This is a genomic window from Brevibacterium sp. 239c, from assembly GCF_900169365.1.
Lineage (GTDB): Bacteria > Actinomycetota > Actinomycetes > Actinomycetales > Brevibacteriaceae > Brevibacterium.
In genome coordinates this window covers 120883-135852 of sequence record NZ_FXZH01000008.1, presented here as the reverse complement: position 1 = coordinate 135852, position 14970 = coordinate 120883, and the positions used below count along the sequence as shown (strand labels likewise).

The 14970-nt window shown below is 61.5% G+C and carries 15 protein-coding genes; 8 read left to right on the top strand and 7 right to left on the bottom strand.

What is annotated here, in order from left to right:
• Positions 1–37: 37 nt before the first annotated feature.
• The 4 genes from argE to BSP239C_RS09630 all read right to left on the bottom strand — a co-directional run bounded on the left by argE (position 38) and on the right by BSP239C_RS09630 (position 3117).
• Positions 38–1231 carry an acetylornithine deacetylase gene (argE, locus tag BSP239C_RS09645; RefSeq protein ID WP_101572267.1) on the bottom strand — a complete coding sequence of 398 codons (1194 nt, stop codon included), beginning with the start codon at positions 1229–1231 and terminating at the stop codon, positions 38–40.
• A gap of 200 nt (positions 1232–1431) precedes the next feature.
• A complete protein-coding gene (locus BSP239C_RS09640; protein WP_101572265.1) occupies positions 1432–2184 on the bottom strand; it encodes a bifunctional 2-polyprenyl-6-hydroxyphenol methylase/3-demethylubiquinol 3-O-methyltransferase UbiG in 753 nt (250 codons plus the stop codon).
• A gap of 130 nt (positions 2185–2314) precedes the next feature.
• Complete coding sequence (locus BSP239C_RS09635; protein ID WP_101572263.1) at positions 2315–2902, bottom strand: DUF488 family protein; 588 nt, start codon at positions 2900–2902, stop codon at positions 2315–2317.
• Entirely contained in the window at positions 2899–3117 is a 219-nt protein-coding gene (locus BSP239C_RS09630; protein WP_101572261.1) for a DUF2945 domain-containing protein, read from the bottom strand. Before BSP239C_RS09630 ends, BSP239C_RS09635 begins: the two co-directional genes overlap by 4 nt.
• 173 nt (positions 3118–3290) lie before the next feature.
• Between BSP239C_RS09630 and BSP239C_RS09625 the strand changes: the two genes are divergently transcribed.
• A complete protein-coding gene (locus BSP239C_RS09625; protein WP_101572356.1) occupies positions 3291–4589 on the top strand; it encodes a DUF445 domain-containing protein in 1299 nt (432 codons plus the stop codon).
• Between the two features lie 69 nt (positions 4590–4658).
• Here BSP239C_RS09625 and BSP239C_RS09620 read toward each other — a convergent pair whose 3' ends face one another.
• Positions 4659–5309, bottom strand: a complete 651-nt coding sequence (locus BSP239C_RS09620) for a TetR/AcrR family transcriptional regulator (protein WP_101572259.1) — start codon at positions 5307–5309, stop codon at positions 4659–4661.
• A 120-nt stretch (positions 5310–5429) separates the two neighbouring features.
• Between BSP239C_RS09620 and BSP239C_RS09615 the strand changes: the two genes are divergently transcribed.
• From BSP239C_RS09615 to BSP239C_RS09605, 3 genes are all read left to right on the top strand, one after another.
• Positions 5430–6221 (top strand): SDR family NAD(P)-dependent oxidoreductase, encoded by a 792-nt coding sequence (locus tag BSP239C_RS09615; protein ID WP_101572257.1) that lies wholly within the window; start codon positions 5430–5432, stop codon positions 6219–6221.
• 102 nt (positions 6222–6323) lie between these two features.
• Positions 6324–7457, top strand: a complete 1134-nt coding sequence (locus BSP239C_RS09610) for a DUF5938 domain-containing protein (protein WP_101572255.1) — start codon at positions 6324–6326, stop codon at positions 7455–7457.
• Between the two features lie 32 nt (positions 7458–7489).
• Positions 7490–9034: an AMP-binding protein gene (locus BSP239C_RS09605; protein ID WP_101572252.1), complete on the top strand. Its 1545-nt coding sequence runs from the start codon at positions 7490–7492 to the stop codon at positions 9032–9034.
• 58 nt (positions 9035–9092) lie between these two features.
• Here the strand turns inward: BSP239C_RS09605 and BSP239C_RS09600 are convergent, their stop codons facing one another.
• Positions 9093–9953 (bottom strand): SDR family oxidoreductase, encoded by an 861-nt coding sequence (locus tag BSP239C_RS09600; RefSeq protein WP_101572251.1) that lies wholly within the window; start codon positions 9951–9953, stop codon positions 9093–9095.
• A gap of 153 nt (positions 9954–10106) precedes the next feature.
• Here BSP239C_RS09600 and BSP239C_RS09595 point away from each other — a divergent pair, with 153 nt between their 5' ends.
• Complete coding sequence (locus BSP239C_RS09595; RefSeq protein WP_101572249.1) at positions 10107–10718, top strand: TetR/AcrR family transcriptional regulator; 612 nt, start codon at positions 10107–10109, stop codon at positions 10716–10718.
• Here the strand turns inward: BSP239C_RS09595 and BSP239C_RS09590 are convergent.
• Positions 10685–11095, bottom strand: a complete 411-nt coding sequence (locus BSP239C_RS09590; RefSeq protein ID WP_101572247.1) for a VOC family protein — start codon at positions 11093–11095, stop codon at positions 10685–10687. The genes BSP239C_RS09595 and BSP239C_RS09590 overlap by 34 nt on opposite strands.
• A 259-nt stretch (positions 11096–11354) precedes the next feature.
• Between BSP239C_RS09590 and BSP239C_RS09585 the strand changes: the two genes are divergently transcribed.
• The 3 genes from BSP239C_RS09585 to BSP239C_RS09575 are packed head-to-tail and all read left to right on the top strand — an operon-like array spanning position 11355 to position 14897.
• A complete protein-coding gene (locus BSP239C_RS09585) occupies positions 11355–12119 on the top strand; it encodes an ABC transporter ATP-binding protein (RefSeq protein WP_101572245.1) in 765 nt (254 codons plus the stop codon).
• Positions 12119–13489 carry an FtsX-like permease family protein gene (locus tag BSP239C_RS09580; protein WP_101572243.1) on the top strand — a complete coding sequence of 457 codons (1371 nt, stop codon included), beginning with the start codon at positions 12119–12121 and terminating at the stop codon, positions 13487–13489. Before BSP239C_RS09585 ends, BSP239C_RS09580 begins: the two co-directional genes overlap by 1 nt.
• A gap of 13 nt (positions 13490–13502) precedes the next feature.
• Positions 13503–14897 carry an FtsX-like permease family protein gene (locus tag BSP239C_RS09575; protein WP_101572241.1) on the top strand — a complete coding sequence of 465 codons (1395 nt, stop codon included), beginning with the start codon at positions 13503–13505 and terminating at the stop codon, positions 14895–14897.
• Positions 14898–14970: the final 73 nt, after the last annotated feature.

Sequence of the window (14970 nt, the reverse complement as noted above, 5' to 3'; positions counted from 1 at the left end):
AGTGCGATTGTGCCGAGGGAGAGCACGGCGCCTACTCTCAGTGGGCGTCGCTGTCGGAATTCGTGCTGAGGTCGGTGATCAGGTTGCCGATGAACGATTCGCAGGCCACGATCTGGTCGAGCTCGATGAACTCATCAGGTGCGTGGGCCTGAGCGATGTCGCCAGGGCCGCAGACAACAGTGGGAATGCCCGCGTTGGAGAATAATCCCGCTTCGGTGCCATAGGTGACCTTGTCATCACTGACCACTCCGCCCCACTGACCGGCCAGGGCAACGATGTCCGCGTCAGCAGGAGTCTCGCAGCCGGGAGCAGCAGCCTCAACGGTGAAGTCGACGCGGGTGCTCTCGTTATCTGCGCGCATCATGCGTTCGAGGCGGGCCGCCTCGTCGCGGAATCGTTGGACCAGGGCTTCGCGGTCCACGGAACCCAGCGACCGGAATTCGAACTGCACGCTCGCCTCGGCGGGGATCGTATTGACGGCGATACCTCCGCTGATCGTATTCACCGTGACCGTGGTGAAGGGCACGACATAGTTCTCATCGAATGGACCCTCAGTGCGGAACTCGGCGGCGACCGCATGGACGAAACTGACGAACTCGGCCGCGTAGGCAATCGAGTTCACGCCTTCTGGAGTCAGCGAAGAATGTGCAGCGACGCCATGAAAGTCGACACGGAAGACGTTCATCGACTTGTGGCCGCGCACCACTCGCATGCTCGAGGGCTCACCGACGACACAGCCGCGTGGGGCCAGGCCCGCCTCGGTGATCTTGTCCACGAGGTCGATCGCACCCACACAGCCGATTTCTTCGTCATAGGAGAGGGCGAGGTGGATGGGTTCCTTGAGTTTTGCGGCCGTCAGCTCAGGCAGTTTGGCGAGGATGACGCCGATGAAGGACTTCATGTCTGCGCTGCCACGGGCGTAGAGCTTGCCGTCCCTGACCTGCGGAGTGAAAGGATCGCTCGACCAGTCCTGACCGTCGACGGGCACGACATCGGTGTGCCCGGACAGGACGATACCGCCTGTGGTCGATCCGTCGGCGGCCGGCAGTGTGGCCAGCAGGTTTGACTTGGTGCCTTCGGCATTGGGCACAAGCTGAGATGCGATGCCTGCGGCCTTGAGGCGGTCGACGACATGGTCGATGAGGGGGAGATTCGTGTCCCGGCTCGTGGTGTCGAAGGTGATGAGATCGGTGATCTCGGAAATGGTGGCCTCGGCCGGTTGTGCTGGCACGGCTGCTCCTGACTGTACGGGGGTGAACCGTCCGGTCAGCCTGAAGCGGAAACCTGGTCGGATCCCTCCCGTGCGGGACAGCGGTGACCAGACCCCAACAGACTACGTCCGAAATGTCGATGAGACAGAAATATCTCGTCATCTGGGACTTGCTGTCTATGGGTGCAAGCGATGTAGGACGTGGGTTGAGAGGGATGGCGTCAGCTTGAAGGACTGGCGAGAATGAGCTGCGCATCGTTGTGAGCGCTGAGTCCGCTGTCTGGGATGACTGCAGCCATCTCGGCGAACATCTGGTCCCGTTCTGCCGGCTCCATGGTCAACTGCGCTGAGTGGGTGAAGACCATTGACAGCCACGAATCTCGGGAATAGGCCAATGATTCCTCGAATGTCAGCTCCTCGGCATCGAACCCATTGGTCTTGAGTTCACTCAGCACAGGATGTTCCTCGTTTGACCGCTCAGACGATGGTGCGGGAGGTGGTGAGAATCTATTCATTATCAGAGCCAGGGCGCTACCCGTCTCTCCGCTTGCCTGGATATCATTCCAGGCCAGGGCTAGGGCCCCTCGTGGATTGAGAGCCTGTGCGATCTGGGGAAGGGCAATAGCCGGGTCGACCCAATGGAACGATTGTCCGAAGGCGATGATGTCAAAAGTGCGTCCAGCGGGATCCCAATCCTCAAACGTCGATTTCTCGACGACGAGACCCTTTCCCTTGGCGATACCTGCCATCTCCGAGTCGGGCTCAACGGCGAGAACCTCACAGCCTGCTTCCCGCAGCTGAGCAGCCAAGATCCCGGTGCCAGAGCCGACATCGAGCACGCGAGGCCCGTTGGAAGTCGATGAGTCGAGGATCTCCCGCACTAAGGCCTCAGGATATTGCGGGCGAAAGGCATCGTAGTTCTGAGCAACCTGACCGAAGGACTCTGCCCGCTGGCGCTGTTCGTAATATGCCATGAAGTGAGCCTAGCGGGGCGCAGCTCAATTCAGAGGGAGAAGAACCTCGATCTGAGCGTGCGAAATCGGGGTTCTGTTACCTGCAAATCGCTTGGTACCCCCAAGAATTGCTGCGCGCCCCCACGAATCGCTATGAATCCGTGGGCTTACTGGTGGAGATGGCTGAGTCGGTTGCCGGGTACGTGACGTTTTCGTCCTTATCGACAACGGCTGCGGCGCTGAGTTCAGCGGCAGTCGTCTGGTTCTTGCCCATGATGTGGCTGACTGAGAAGTCGTGGGCGAGTAGGTTGTCGGCGATGATGCGCCGATGACAGCGCCACCACACCGCCTCAGAGCACATGAGGACGCAACGACTCTTCGCGCCCCATCCGAGCAGCTGGTCGAAGTCGTGACGGAACTCCTCGGTCAGGGTGTGATCGGCATAGTTGTGGAAGCTGCGGTTCTTCCACCATCCGTTGACGTCGAAGTCGATGTCATGATTCACCGGGCGTCTGCCTGTCAGCCCCTCGAGGCGCCGGAGTCTGATGCCCGCCTCGGCCAGGTCATCGACGAGGGTATCCGCATTGAACTGGGGAAACTTGTTCGATCCGGGCAGCTTGCGGACGTCGACGACCACCTCGGCGGAATTCTCGGTCAGGAGTTCGATGAATTCCTCGAGGGAATGAGTCGAATGCCCGATGGTGAAGAACCGTGGATCAACCGGTTGCGAATCGGTCACTTCTTGCTGATCCGGTGGAGCGAACTGCCCTTGTGAGCGGCGATGTGATCGGTCTTGTCGCTCTTGATCTCGTACTGCGGCTCGTCCTTCGACGCCCGACGGTTGTGGCCCTTGTACTCGAAATCAGAAGTGTGGACCTTCGTGATCGTGCCCGAGACCTCGCCGGCCTCCGAATTCCAACCCACGTGATCGCCGACAGAGAAGTTCTCCGCCATGTCATCCTCCCCAAAATCGTCGAATGCTCTTCTCCCCATACAAGCATGTTGGGGGGCGAGGATGTCAGGGTGCGGAGTCCGCGACTCAGGTTCTCAGGCTCAGCACAGCCTGCCGATGACCATCTTGGGCAGGGACTTCGCTAAAGTCGATGACAGGTGACAAGGGGGAAACGATGTCGATCGAAAAAGCACCATCTGTGCCGCGCTTCGGCGGTCCGAGCGAACTGACGCCGGAGGATCAGGAACGGGCGCGGGGTCTGCGCAAGATGCGGACGCTGGCACTGTCACTGCTCATCCTCGCCACCCTCATCTTCCTTATCACCCACATCTTCACCGACAACACCGGAGTCTGGGGATTCGTCTCCCGCGCTTCTGAGGCCGCGATGATCGGTGCGATCGCCGATTGGTTCGCCGTCACCGCGCTCTTCCGTCACCCGCTGGGTCTGCACATTCCTCACACAGCGATCATTCCGCGCAAGAAGGACACCTTGGGCGCGAGCATGTCCGCGTTCGTCGCCGCGAATTTCCTCCACGCCGAGGCGGTGTCGACGAAGATCCGATCCGCCCAAGTCTCCCACCGCGCCGGTGAGTGGCTGAGCAGGTCCGCCAACCGTGACCTCGTCGTCGATCGTGCCGCCGGTGGACTCGAATATGTGCTGGCCCGCATCGATGACGATTCCGTGGTAACCCTGACCAGGAATGTCATCATTCCGCGCCTGGTCGCGACCCGCAAGACTCCGGTGTTGGCCCAGCTTCTGCGCCAGATCGTCCTTGACGGGGCGCACCATAAACTTGTCGACCTCATCGTCGCCGAGGCGTACTCCTGGTTGAGTGACAATCCGCAGGTCATCGATGAGATCGTTCACAATCGGGCACCTTCCTGGATCCCCGAATTCGTCAACGAGCAGCTCTCCAACCGACTCCAGCGCGAGGTGCTCGGCTGGGTCGCCGACGTCCGCGACAACGAATACCACAAGGCGCGTCAGGCCCTCGATTCCTGGCTCGTCGATCTCTCCGACGACCTGAACTCGGATACTCCGCTGTCGGAGAAGGCCGAAGTCATCATCAACGACCTGCTCAGCCAGTCCGGGGTCGTCGACTCGGTGCTCGAGATCTGGAGCAGCCTCAAACAGCTCCTGCGTCAGGCCATCATCGATCCGAACGGTGAGGTGCGGGGACGGATCTCAGAACTCATCGGAGAGTTCGCCCAGCGGTTGCAGGCTGACTCGGAGTTTGCCGCCAAGATCGACGACCGGATCGCCACCACAGCTGGAGACCTGGCCGAGAGCTTCGGCCCCGAAATCGCCAGCGTCATCTCAGACACCATCGAACGCTGGGATGCGAAGGAAGCCGCCGAGAGGATCGAACTCTACGTGGGCAAAGACCTGCAGTACATCCGGATCAACGGAACCGTGATCGGCGCCCTGGTCGGACTTCTCATCCACACGATCATTGTGCTGCTGCCTGGGTGAGGGCCTTTGCCGGCTTGAAAGCCGGACGTTCGATCTGAGCGCCGGATGGACAGCTTGAGGGCTGGTCGATCAGTTCGAGGCTGAGTCCACGGGTGCGCACAGTGCAGGAAGCAGGCTTGTCACCTGAGCTCTGATCCAGTCGACCGCACCCGATCGATCGGCGAGGAAATCGCGCAGAGTGCTCTCGAAGATGCCGTCGAACATCGAGTAAGCAGCGCGTGATTCGACCAATGGGCGGCCGTCACTGAGCTCTGCATAGCGGGAGACCACACGCCAGATCATGTCCTCGAGACCACGATCGATGTCATGCACATCGTCGCGAAGCACCTCCTGGAACATGCTCTGGGAGCGCAGGTCGTACCAGAGACGGTGCATTGACGGCTCTTCCGTCAGTGTCTGCACCAACTTGTCGGCGAATCCGGTGAGCAAACCCGCCGACGTGGTGGACTCCTGAACTACCGAGTCGTAGCGGTGCATGCACTGAGTCTTGTAATGCTTGACGCAGAAGACGATGAGTTCGGTCTTGTCGCGGAAATAGTAATGAACTACGCCGTGGCTGAATTCGGAGTTCGCTGCGATGTCGCGCAAGCTCGTCCGCGCATAGCCGAGCTCGCCGAGGGTCCGCAACGCGGATTCCGCGAGCGCTATTCGACGCTCGTCGTAACTGCCCGTGCCCCTCCTGCTGCGGGCAGCCTTCTGCTGAGTCTGGGTGCTTGCCACATCTCAATACTAGCCGCAGTCCATTTCTTGATCAATGGTCTGGACAGTTGGTCTTGACAGTTGTCAAGCTTGAATGTGACGCTTGTCTCGTCGCTTAAATCGCAGGCAAAGGAGCCGAAAATGTCACCGTACGATCTCACCGGGCGCAGAGCTTTGGTCACAGGTGGAGCGCAGGGCCTCGGCGAGTCATACGCTCGCGCCCTCTCTGCGGCAGGAGCCACAGTCGCCATCGCCGATCTGCAGGACCGAGGCGCCGAAGTCGCCTCGGAACTGGGCGAAGGCCATCACTTCGTCAGACTCGATGTGACAGACGATTCCTCATGGCAGGCGGCGATCGACTCAACGGTCGCGGCACTGGGTGGGTTGGACATCGTCGTCAACAATGCCGGACTGGAGATCACCAGCCTGATCACGGACATCAACCCTGATGACGCCAAGAAGATGCTCAACGTCAATGTGCTCGGCACGGTTCTCGGTCTCAAGCACGGTTTGCGTGCGATGCGCCCAGGCGGGCCGGCGGAAGGCGGAGGAACGATCATCAACGTCGCCTCCGTGGCGGCCACGATCGCCTTTCCCGGGATCTCTGTCTATTCCGCGACGAAGTCGGCAATCGACCGGTTGACCAGAGTGGCGGCAATGGAGAGCGGAAAGCTGGGATACGGAGTCCGAGTCAACTGCATCTTCCCCGGCCTGGTTCCCAACGCGATGGGTGCAGGACTGGCCAATGACGTATCGGAACTCGGGCTCTTCGACAGTCCAGACGCCGCTGTCGCCGCTGTTGTTGAGTTGACCCCGTCCGGTCGTCTGGGAGAGGAGAAGGACATCACCGATGCGCTGATGTTCCTGGCCTCCGACGAGTCACGATTCGTCAATGGAGCCGCCCTGCAGGTCGACGGCGGCATGGGCATGTGATGTCCGCACGCAGCTGATCATCCGGGACACATCCGACCACAATCCGCACCACGCTGACCATCATCCGCACATCTGAACACTATCCGCGAGAAGGAGACACTGATGTCCGAGCAGAAGAAGCCCGTCGTCGTATACGGGGCAAGCGGCTACACAGGACGAATCGTCTGTGAGTATCTGCGCCAATACGGTGTGCCGTTCATCGCCGCCGGACGCAGCGAAAAACGCCTGCAGGAATCGATGAACACCAACGTTCCCGGGATCGAGACCGCTGACTATGAGGTCAAGGCCGTCGACAACGAGGTCGGAGCTCTCACCGAATTGTTCTCCGGCGCCGAGGTTGTCATCAACACTGTCGGCCCGTTCAGCAAGTACGGCCCCATGGTCGTCGAAGCCGCCTTGGCTGCGGGAGCCCACTACTCCGACACCTCGGGAGAGCAGGACTGGCTGATCACCTGCGAGGAGCAGTTCGGTCAGCAGTTCGCAGAGAAGAACCGTCTGCTCTCACCGGGTCTGGCGCAGATGTACACGATCGGAGAGATCGCGGCCAACCTGTGTCTCGAGAAGCCCGGTCTGGACACCCTGGACATCGCCGTATTCTGGGGCGGGAGCCCGACGATCGCCTCGACGCAGACGATCCTCGTCAATGCCGCGACCTCCAAGGCGTACTACCTCGAACGCAATGCCTACAGCGAGTTCGACCCCAACGAGGGGCTGGTTCCGCTCGTCGTTCCCGGTCAGCATGAGCTCGCACAGTCCCTTCCCTGGGGCGGAACGAGCCACCCGGTCTGGTTCAAGAACGACCCGCGGGTTGCCAACGTCAAGGCCCAGGGCGGCGTGTTCAACACGGCGCTGATGAGAGGTGTGCCGGTCATCGTGGCCAATGCGCTCGAACAGACCAAGGACATGTCCGATGCCGAACGCGACAAGGTGCTCACCGAGACCGCGGCTCAGGTGATGAGTGAGATGCCACCGAGAGAGAACCCGCTGGTGAACAAGTCACTGGACTCGGTCCATGCCAGTGGGCCTTTGGGGCGTGCCCACTGTGTCATCCACGGCAACAGCAACTATCAGCAGACCGGTCTGCTCCAAGCCTACTTCGCTTACCACCTGACCCAGCAGGCACCTCGGCGGGTCGGCTTTGCTTCCGGATGTCAGGCATTCGGTCACGAAGCACTCCTCGGCGTGCTGCGGGAGTTCGGGCTGGTCGCCGAACCGGTGCTCACGGTCCAGAGCTGACAGACTGAAACCGACGCGAAGGAACGCAGATCATGAGACTCTCCGACTACCTCGACAAGGGTGCCTCCATCGACCCGCAGGCACCGTGCCTGACCACTGATGGAGTGTCGCGCAGCTACGAACAGGTGCAGTCGCTGTCTGCAGAGATCGCGGCAGGGCTTGCTGCCAGGCGAGTGAAACCTGGAGACAAGGTCGCCATCATCTCGAGTAATGATCCGACGGCCTTCACCTGTGTCTTCGGCATCTCTAGGATCGGTGCCGTGTGGTGTCCGATCAATCCTCGTAACGAGGCCCAGGAGAATCGTGAGCTACTGGAGCTCTCGGACTGCACGGTCGTGATCTTCGCGAGCGCCTACACGCAATTGGTCGACAGCATCCGCGCGGATCTGCCGATGATCCATACCTGGGTGTGCCTGGATGCCGAGCCCGAAGGAGCCCTCGGGTGGGAAGAGTTCCTCACCGCTGGAGACAACCGGCAAACTTCGGGCACACCCGTGGGCGATCTGGCGATGGTCGTCGGCACAGGGGGCACTACCGGTCGTCCCAAGGGAGTGATGTTGTCGAATCAGAATCTTGAGACGATGACCGCGCTCACCCTGATGTCCTATCCATTCACGAAGAAGCCCGTGTACCTGGCGATGGCACCGCTGACACACGCGGCCGGAGTTCTGTGCTTTCCTATCCTCTCGCTTGGCGGGGAGATCGTCATCATGCGCGGTGCCGACGTTGGAGCGTTCCTGGCCCATGTCGAAGAGCATGGAGTCACGCATTCGTTCCTGCCGCCGACGATCGTCTACATGATCCTCGCCGAGGCGGGGCTGGATTCCACAGATCTCAGTTCCCTCGAATGCCTGTGGTACGGGGCTGCCCCTATGTCTCCGGTGCGGTTAGAAGAGGCGATTGCGAGGATCGGTCCGGTCATGGCTCAGCTGTTCGGGCAGACTGAAGCGCCCATGATGATTTCGACGATGTCACCGCGAGAACATTTCCTGCCCGACGGGGCCCTGGCCAAGGACCGGTTGAGTTCGGCCGGGCGAGCCTCCCCGCTGTGCACCGTGGAAGTGATGTCTCCAGACGGCGAGATCCTGCCCAGAGGGCAACGCGGAGAGATCGTCGTTCGGGGATCCCTCGTCATGGAGGGCTACTACAAGAACCCCGACGCGACCGAGGAGGCGACGCGATTCGGATGGCATCATACCGGCGACATCGGCTATCTCGATGAAGAGAACTACCTCTACGTCGTCGATCGTGCCAAGGACATGATCATCACCGGCGGGTTCAACGTCTACTCCACCGAAGTGGAGCAGGCCCTGCTCTCCCACCCCGAGGTCCAGGACTGCGCTGTCATCGGTCTGCCCGATGAACATTGGGGCGAGATGGTCACCGCCGTGGTTCAGCTTCGCCCAGGTGGTGCGGTGACGACGGAGGAGCTGCGGGGGCACGTCAAAGCCCGGATCGGCAGCATCAAGACCCCGAAGCGCATCGATGCCTGGAGCGATCTGCCCAGGTCGAAGGTAGGCAAGGTCCTCAAGGTCGAGATCCGCAAGGCGTTGCTGAAGGACGAGACATCGATGTGAAATCGTGAACTAGGTGTGAAGCCGTGTGCCTTATCGCTGGACGTCGGTCCGTGGACAATCACTCAGTCCGCACCACCTGTTCCTTGAGTTGATCGGAGATGGTACGGGGCGCCCGTCCGAGGAGACGAGACAGGGTGGGATCGGGGTGCGCGAAATGGCCGCTTCGCGTTGCCTGGAACATCGTCAGAGTGAATCGTGCGGCAGCCTCGGGCACCCCGTTGGCCACTTCACCTGCAATCCATTCTTCGTCCTTGACAACGATTCGTTCGACAGGGCGGCCCGATAGTTCGGAGGCGCGTGCGGCGAAGTCAGCGAGAGTCACCGGTGAGGGCAGCGTGAGATTGACTTGGCCGTCGAAGGACGATGCGCTGGTCAATATTGTCGCGGCCGCTTCGCCGGCATCGCGTCGGTCGATCCACGAGAAGGGACCGTCGGCTGGTTTGGCGATCGTGCCCGTTGCCTGCCATGGTCCGAGCAGATCTCCTAGGTCTCCGTAGAAGCCATTGCGCAGTGCCGTCCAAGAGACGCCCGACTCGGCAAGGTACTGCTCGGTGGCAGCGTGAATTGACAGCGGAGGGTAGGGGGAGTTGAAACCGGTCCCGAGAGCGCTCGTGTACAGGATTCGTTGGGCTCCAACCTCGACTGCCGCGTCGATGGCTGTTCTGTGTTGTGTGATGACGTCCGCGGTGACATCACTCGAGGAGACGAGAAGCACCTGCTCCGCGTCGGCGAACGAGTGACGGAGCGCATCTGGATCGTCGTAACTTCCTTGTCTGACGCGAACGCCCTGGTCTGCCAGGTGCTGTGCGCGGTCGGGGTTGCGGACGCTGACACCGATGTCGCTCGGCGCAATCCGTTGGAGGAGATACTCCACAGTGAATCCGTTGAGAGCGCCCGTTGCTCCGGTCACGATGATCATTATGGCGACCTTTCGCTGAAGCCGGTCCGAGACCGGTGCTGATGGAGGCACCCCTTTCAAGTTGACTTATATGGTCAACTTAGTGCCGACATCCATCCTGCGGTAAAGTGACCAATGTAGTCAAGTTATGGAGAGAACAGGGGAGAGCTGAGGGTGGCTGATAGGAACTCTGGGCCGACGTTGCGTACGGATGCCCGCCGGAATGTCGCGCGGATCCGCGCTGCCGCAATCGAGGTGTTTCGCGTCGAGGGACTTTCGGCACCGCTGGAGAACGTCGCCGGTACCGCCCAGGTGAGCAAGGCGACGATCTTCAACAGGTTTGGCGGGCGGATCGGACTGATCGATTCCGTCATCGACGAGGTCGTCGCGACTAAGCTGAAGTCCGTGATTGATGACGCCCGCTCAGTTGCCGGTATCAGTGAGCGGATTCGATTCTACGTCGGTGCCATCCGCGAACTTCAATACCGACTGCCGGCGGTCAACGACGTTCTCCTGCAGGCGTTTCCTGCCTCGGGCCCACTCATGGAACTCTGTCACCTCGGGGGAAGCTTCCACGAGGAGCTGGTGCAGGATGGGCATGCGGCCAACGCTCTGGCCGAAGGGGTCACGTCGGATGACTTTCAAGCGATGGCCGTCGACAACTCACTCGCACTCAAGTACGGGGTTCGCCCTTCCAGAGCGGCCTACGAGCGGCGAACCGGATTGGTCCTCGACGGCATCTGCCAGCCTGCTCACGGCAGGTCAGGCTCGGCCTCTTCCTGGTGAATGAGCTGGATCAGGTTGCCGACGGTGTCGTCGAGGACTGCTGTGGTGACCGGGCCCATCGTCGTCGGTTCCTGAACGAAAGTCACACCGAGTTTGTTCAGGCGATCGTATTCGGCCTGGACATCCTCAACGGCGAACTGGTTGAGGGGGATTCCGTCTGCCTTCAGCGCGGAAGTGAAGTCGTTCGCGGCGGGGTGTCCCTTGGGTTCGAGGACGACTTCCACGCCATCGGGATCCTCTGGTGAGACCACTGTGAGCCAGCGGAACTCGTCTCCGACGGGCACGTCGACCTTCGGAATGAAGCCGAGCCGATCCGTGTAGAACTTCAGAGCGCGAGCCTGATCGTCGACGAGAATGCTGATCCACTGTGCTTTCATGATGACTCCTCAGTTGTAGACGTCTCTTCACTGGTCCTCGTCGTGAGTTCACCCGGAGTGGTTCACGCAGAGTGGTTCTTCGGCAGCGGAGCCTTCGAAGCATCCGCTACGCATTCACAATAGAGGCGTGAGCCGTGCTGGTCCATTGCAGGGTCGCATGCGGGGCTCCTCAACCTCCGTGCCGATTATCGGGTTTTCCTCGCCCCAGTGGTGGGAGGTCTTCATAGTCGGGCAAGTCCGATTGCGAAAACATGGAGACATGACAAACACACAGCTTCCCGCGATCATCACATCGTCGAACGTGACCAAGCACTACAACCAGACCTATGCGCTCGCCGGAGTCGACCTCACCATCGGCCTCGGCGAATCCGTGGCCGTCATGGGGCCCTCCGGTTCCGGAAAGACGACCCTCCTGCACTGCCTCGCTGGCATCATCCGACCTGACGAGGGGAATATCCGTCTCCTGCCCACCGACCGCAGCGCCGCCGCGGAGATCACGTCGCTGAAGGAGAAGGGTCGCACCGCTCTGCGTCGCGAGGTCTTCGGGTTCGTGTTCCAGCAGGGTCTGCTCCTGCCCGAGCTCACCGCCTTGGACAATGTCGCGCTCGCCGCAATGCTCTCAGGTCTGAAGCGCCCCGATGCGACCGAGCACGCTCGTGCGTGGCTGCAGCGCCTGGGACTGGCCGAGCACCTGGACAAGCGCATCGGGCAGCTCTCCGGCGGACAGGCTCAGCGCGTGGCCATCGCCCGCGCCCAGGTCACCCAGCCCGTGGTCACCTTCGCCGATGAGCCCACAGGCGCGCTCGACTCCACCACCTCCACCGAGGTGCTCTCCGAACTCCTCGCCTCCACGACCGGACGAGGATCCACCTTGGTCGTGGTCACTCACGATGAGACCGTGGCTGCCCGGTGCTCGCGCATCGTCCGACTCGCTGACGGGCGCATCGTCTCGGACTCCGCGAACGAGTACGCGCAGAACGACCAGCGTGCACAGAACACCCAGTACGTCCAGAACAACTGGTGATGCCAACCATGAATATCCTTCCCGTCGTATTGACCAAGAAATCCTTCACCTCGACAACATCGAAGCTCGTCGCCTTCGCCTTCTTCGCGTGCTCGACTCTTTTCCTCACCGTCGCCGGCGGTGCCTGGGCATTCAACGACCGTCCCGATGTCTCCGGATACGCCGAGGTGGCCGACCTGTATCGCATGCTCGCGATCTTGGCCACCGTCTTCCTCATCGTTCCCGCGATCAGCTTGGGGGTCGCCTCGGCGAAGCTCAGTGCCCGACGTCAGGACGAACGGCTGTCCACACTCTCCTTGCTGGGTGCGAAGCCTGGCACGGTCAGACTCCTCGCCGTCGCCGAACCCTTCATTCCCGCCGCGGCAGGAATCTTTGCGGGAATCGCCGGTTACTTTCTGCTCGCAGTCCCACTCAGCCTCCTCGTCTTCAACGGCCAAGCCCTCGGCTACTCCGCACTGATGATGCCGCTGTGGCTGCTCGCCGCAGTTGTCATCGGACTGCTTTTGGTCTGCCTGCTCTCCGCGCTGCTGGGTTTGCGCAGGATCACGGTTTCACCGCTGGGCGTGCGCACCAGGTCCTTGGCTCGCAAGTTCCCTGCGGCCCGCATCATAGCCGTGATCGTGCTCGTGGTCGGAATGATCGCAGCCCTCGTCTTCTCCCTCGACCGCAACCAGCCGACGATGGTCTTCGTTGTTGCCAGCATCATCACGATCGGCGTCGCCCTTCTGCTCATCAATGTCATCGGCGTTCTCGTCATGCGCATCCACGGATGGTTCAGCCACCGGATCGCCCGCACACCCACGTCGATGATCGCAGCGTCGATGATCGCCGATGCCCCCGCTCAGTACTGGCGGCGCGTGGCCGGCCTCTCCATGATCACCTTCATCGCGGTCGTCGGTGGTGCCGGCACGGCGATGATGCGGGCGAATCAAGGAGATCTCACCGCTGAGGACAAGGCCATCATGGGCCCGTACCAGTACATGGCCGATGACATCTTCACCGGCCTCGTCCTCACCCTGGCCATCGCATTCGTTTTCATCGTCATCTCCGCGACGATCAACCAGGCAGCAGACATCCTCGACCGGGCATCGACGTACCGGGAGCTGCATTCGGCGGGAATGACACAGAAGATGATGCACCGGGTCACGGTCAACGCGGTCATGTCACCCATCGTCCTCGTCACCCTCGTATCCCTGGCGCTGGGCGGAATCCTGGCAGGACTCATGGCTTCGGCGAGTGACCTCGGCGATCCTCTGACCATTGGGGTTGTCGCATCGGTGCTCGTCGGCGGCGTGGCGATGGTGTGGCTGGGACTGCAGTTCACCCGCCCGCTCGTGCGCACCGTCACCGCTGTGAATGCTGCGGCCTGAGAAGGAGATCGACATGCCCACCGTTCCGCCCACATCAACCCGCGTCGTACCCCTCGTCCTGGGGCGCAAGACGCTGACCTCGTCGAGTTCGCTGTTGGTGATGAGCGCGTTCTTCGCCTGTACCTCCCTGTTCCTCACCGTCGCCGCCGGAGCCTGGATGTTCTTCCAGACCCCACCCAGCTCGGACCCGGACATGGCGGGCATGGACTTCATGTACAAGTTCCTGGCCAGCTTCGCGACGATCCTCCTCGTGATTCCCGCGAGCACCCTGGCCTCCGCCTCGGCGACTCTGTCCGCCCGGCGACAGGATGAGCGGCTGTCCACGATGTCGCTGCTGGGTGCCAGGCGCTCATCCATCGTCACTCTCGCGGTGGCCGAACCGCTGGTGCCCGCGATCTGCGGAATCGTCCTCGGCGTCCTCGGCTACCTGGGCCTGGCCTGGCCGGTGAGCCTGATCCGCTTCATGGGACATCCCATCGGGTACGAGAACATGCTCATGCCCCCGTGGTTGGTGGCCTCGGTAGTCGTGTTCCTCATCCTCGTGTGCATCGCGGCTGCGCTGCTGGGCCTGCGCAAGGTCGCGATCTCACCGCTGGGTGTGCGCACCAAGGCCCTGGAGCGGAAGTTCCCCGTCGTTCAGGTGGTTCTGGCGGCCCTCGTGGTCCTGACCCTGCCGGTTGTCGTGATGCTGTCGAAGAGCGGAGAACTCGGGCTCGGAATCGTCCTCTCTGCGGTCATCGCAACCTTCTTCCTCGGTCTGATCGTCGTCGACCTCCTCGGCGGACTTCTGATCAGGTGGTTTGCGTACCTGAGCGGGAATAGAGCGCAGACTCCGGAACGACTCATCGCCGCGCGGTTGGTCTCCGACGAACCCAAACGGTTCTGGCGCAGAGTCTCCGGGCTGGCCATGACTGCGTTCGTCGCTGCCGTGGGCGGAACCGGCATCTCGCTCATGCAGCTCGGCCTCGACGCGGGGGACGAGCCGGGCGCCCGGATGCACGACGCCGACCGGTTCCTGCTGCAGGACATCTTCACCGGAGTCATGCTGGTGATGGGAATCTCGATCCTGTTGATCGCCGTATCCGCGCTGATCAACCAGGTTGCAGACATCTACGATCGAGCCGATACCTTCCAGGACCTCTATGCCGCCGGGATGGATCCCGACACGATGCACACAGCCATGGTGAGAGCAGTCCTGGGGCCGGTGATCTGGGTGTCGCTGTTGGCCGGGGGGCTCGGTTTGGTTCTCGTTCTGCCTCTGGCCGGTGCTGCGCTCGTGCTCAAGCCGATCACATTCCTCACGATTCTCGCGTCAGTGGTCCTCGGTATTCTCATCATCAGATTGGGATTGCAGCTGGCGAAGCCGATCCTCGTGACCGTGGCGACGGCAGGCCGTTCACGGGACTGAGGTCGGCCTGCTGAGCCGGCCGGAGTGAGCGTGTGCTCACACCCGGATACCCCCGCCGAGGTGGGTCTGTGGC

What these genes read in the sequence shown, in the direction of transcription:
- BSP239C_RS09640 (WP_101572265.1), bottom strand. Translation starts at nt 2,184, where the DNA reads ATGGCATATTACGAACAGCGCCAGCGGGCAGAGTCCTTCGGTCAGGTT.
- BSP239C_RS09630 (WP_101572261.1), bottom strand. Translation starts at nt 3,117, where the DNA reads ATGGCGGAGAACTTCTCTGTCGGCGATCACGTGGGTTGGAATTCGGAG.
- BSP239C_RS09625 (WP_101572356.1), top strand. Translation starts at nt 3,291, where the DNA reads ATGTCGATCGAAAAAGCACCATCTGTGCCGCGCTTCGGCGGTCCGAGC.
- BSP239C_RS09615 (WP_101572257.1), top strand. Translation starts at nt 5,430, where the DNA reads ATGTCACCGTACGATCTCACCGGGCGCAGAGCTTTGGTCACAGGTGGA.
- BSP239C_RS09610 (WP_101572255.1), top strand. Translation starts at nt 6,324, where the DNA reads ATGTCCGAGCAGAAGAAGCCCGTCGTCGTATACGGGGCAAGCGGCTAC.
- BSP239C_RS09605 (WP_101572252.1), top strand. Translation starts at nt 7,490, where the DNA reads ATGAGACTCTCCGACTACCTCGACAAGGGTGCCTCCATCGACCCGCAG.
- BSP239C_RS09600 (WP_101572251.1), bottom strand. Translation starts at nt 9,953, where the DNA reads ATGATCATCGTGACCGGAGCAACGGGCGCTCTCAACGGATTCACTGTG.
- BSP239C_RS09590 (WP_101572247.1), bottom strand. Translation starts at nt 11,095, where the DNA reads ATGAAAGCACAGTGGATCAGCATTCTCGTCGACGATCAGGCTCGCGCT.
- BSP239C_RS09585 (WP_101572245.1), top strand. Translation starts at nt 11,355, where the DNA reads ATGACAAACACACAGCTTCCCGCGATCATCACATCGTCGAACGTGACC.
- BSP239C_RS09580 (WP_101572243.1), top strand. Translation starts at nt 12,119, where the DNA reads ATGCCAACCATGAATATCCTTCCCGTCGTATTGACCAAGAAATCCTTC.
- BSP239C_RS09575 (WP_101572241.1), top strand. Translation starts at nt 13,503, where the DNA reads ATGCCCACCGTTCCGCCCACATCAACCCGCGTCGTACCCCTCGTCCTG.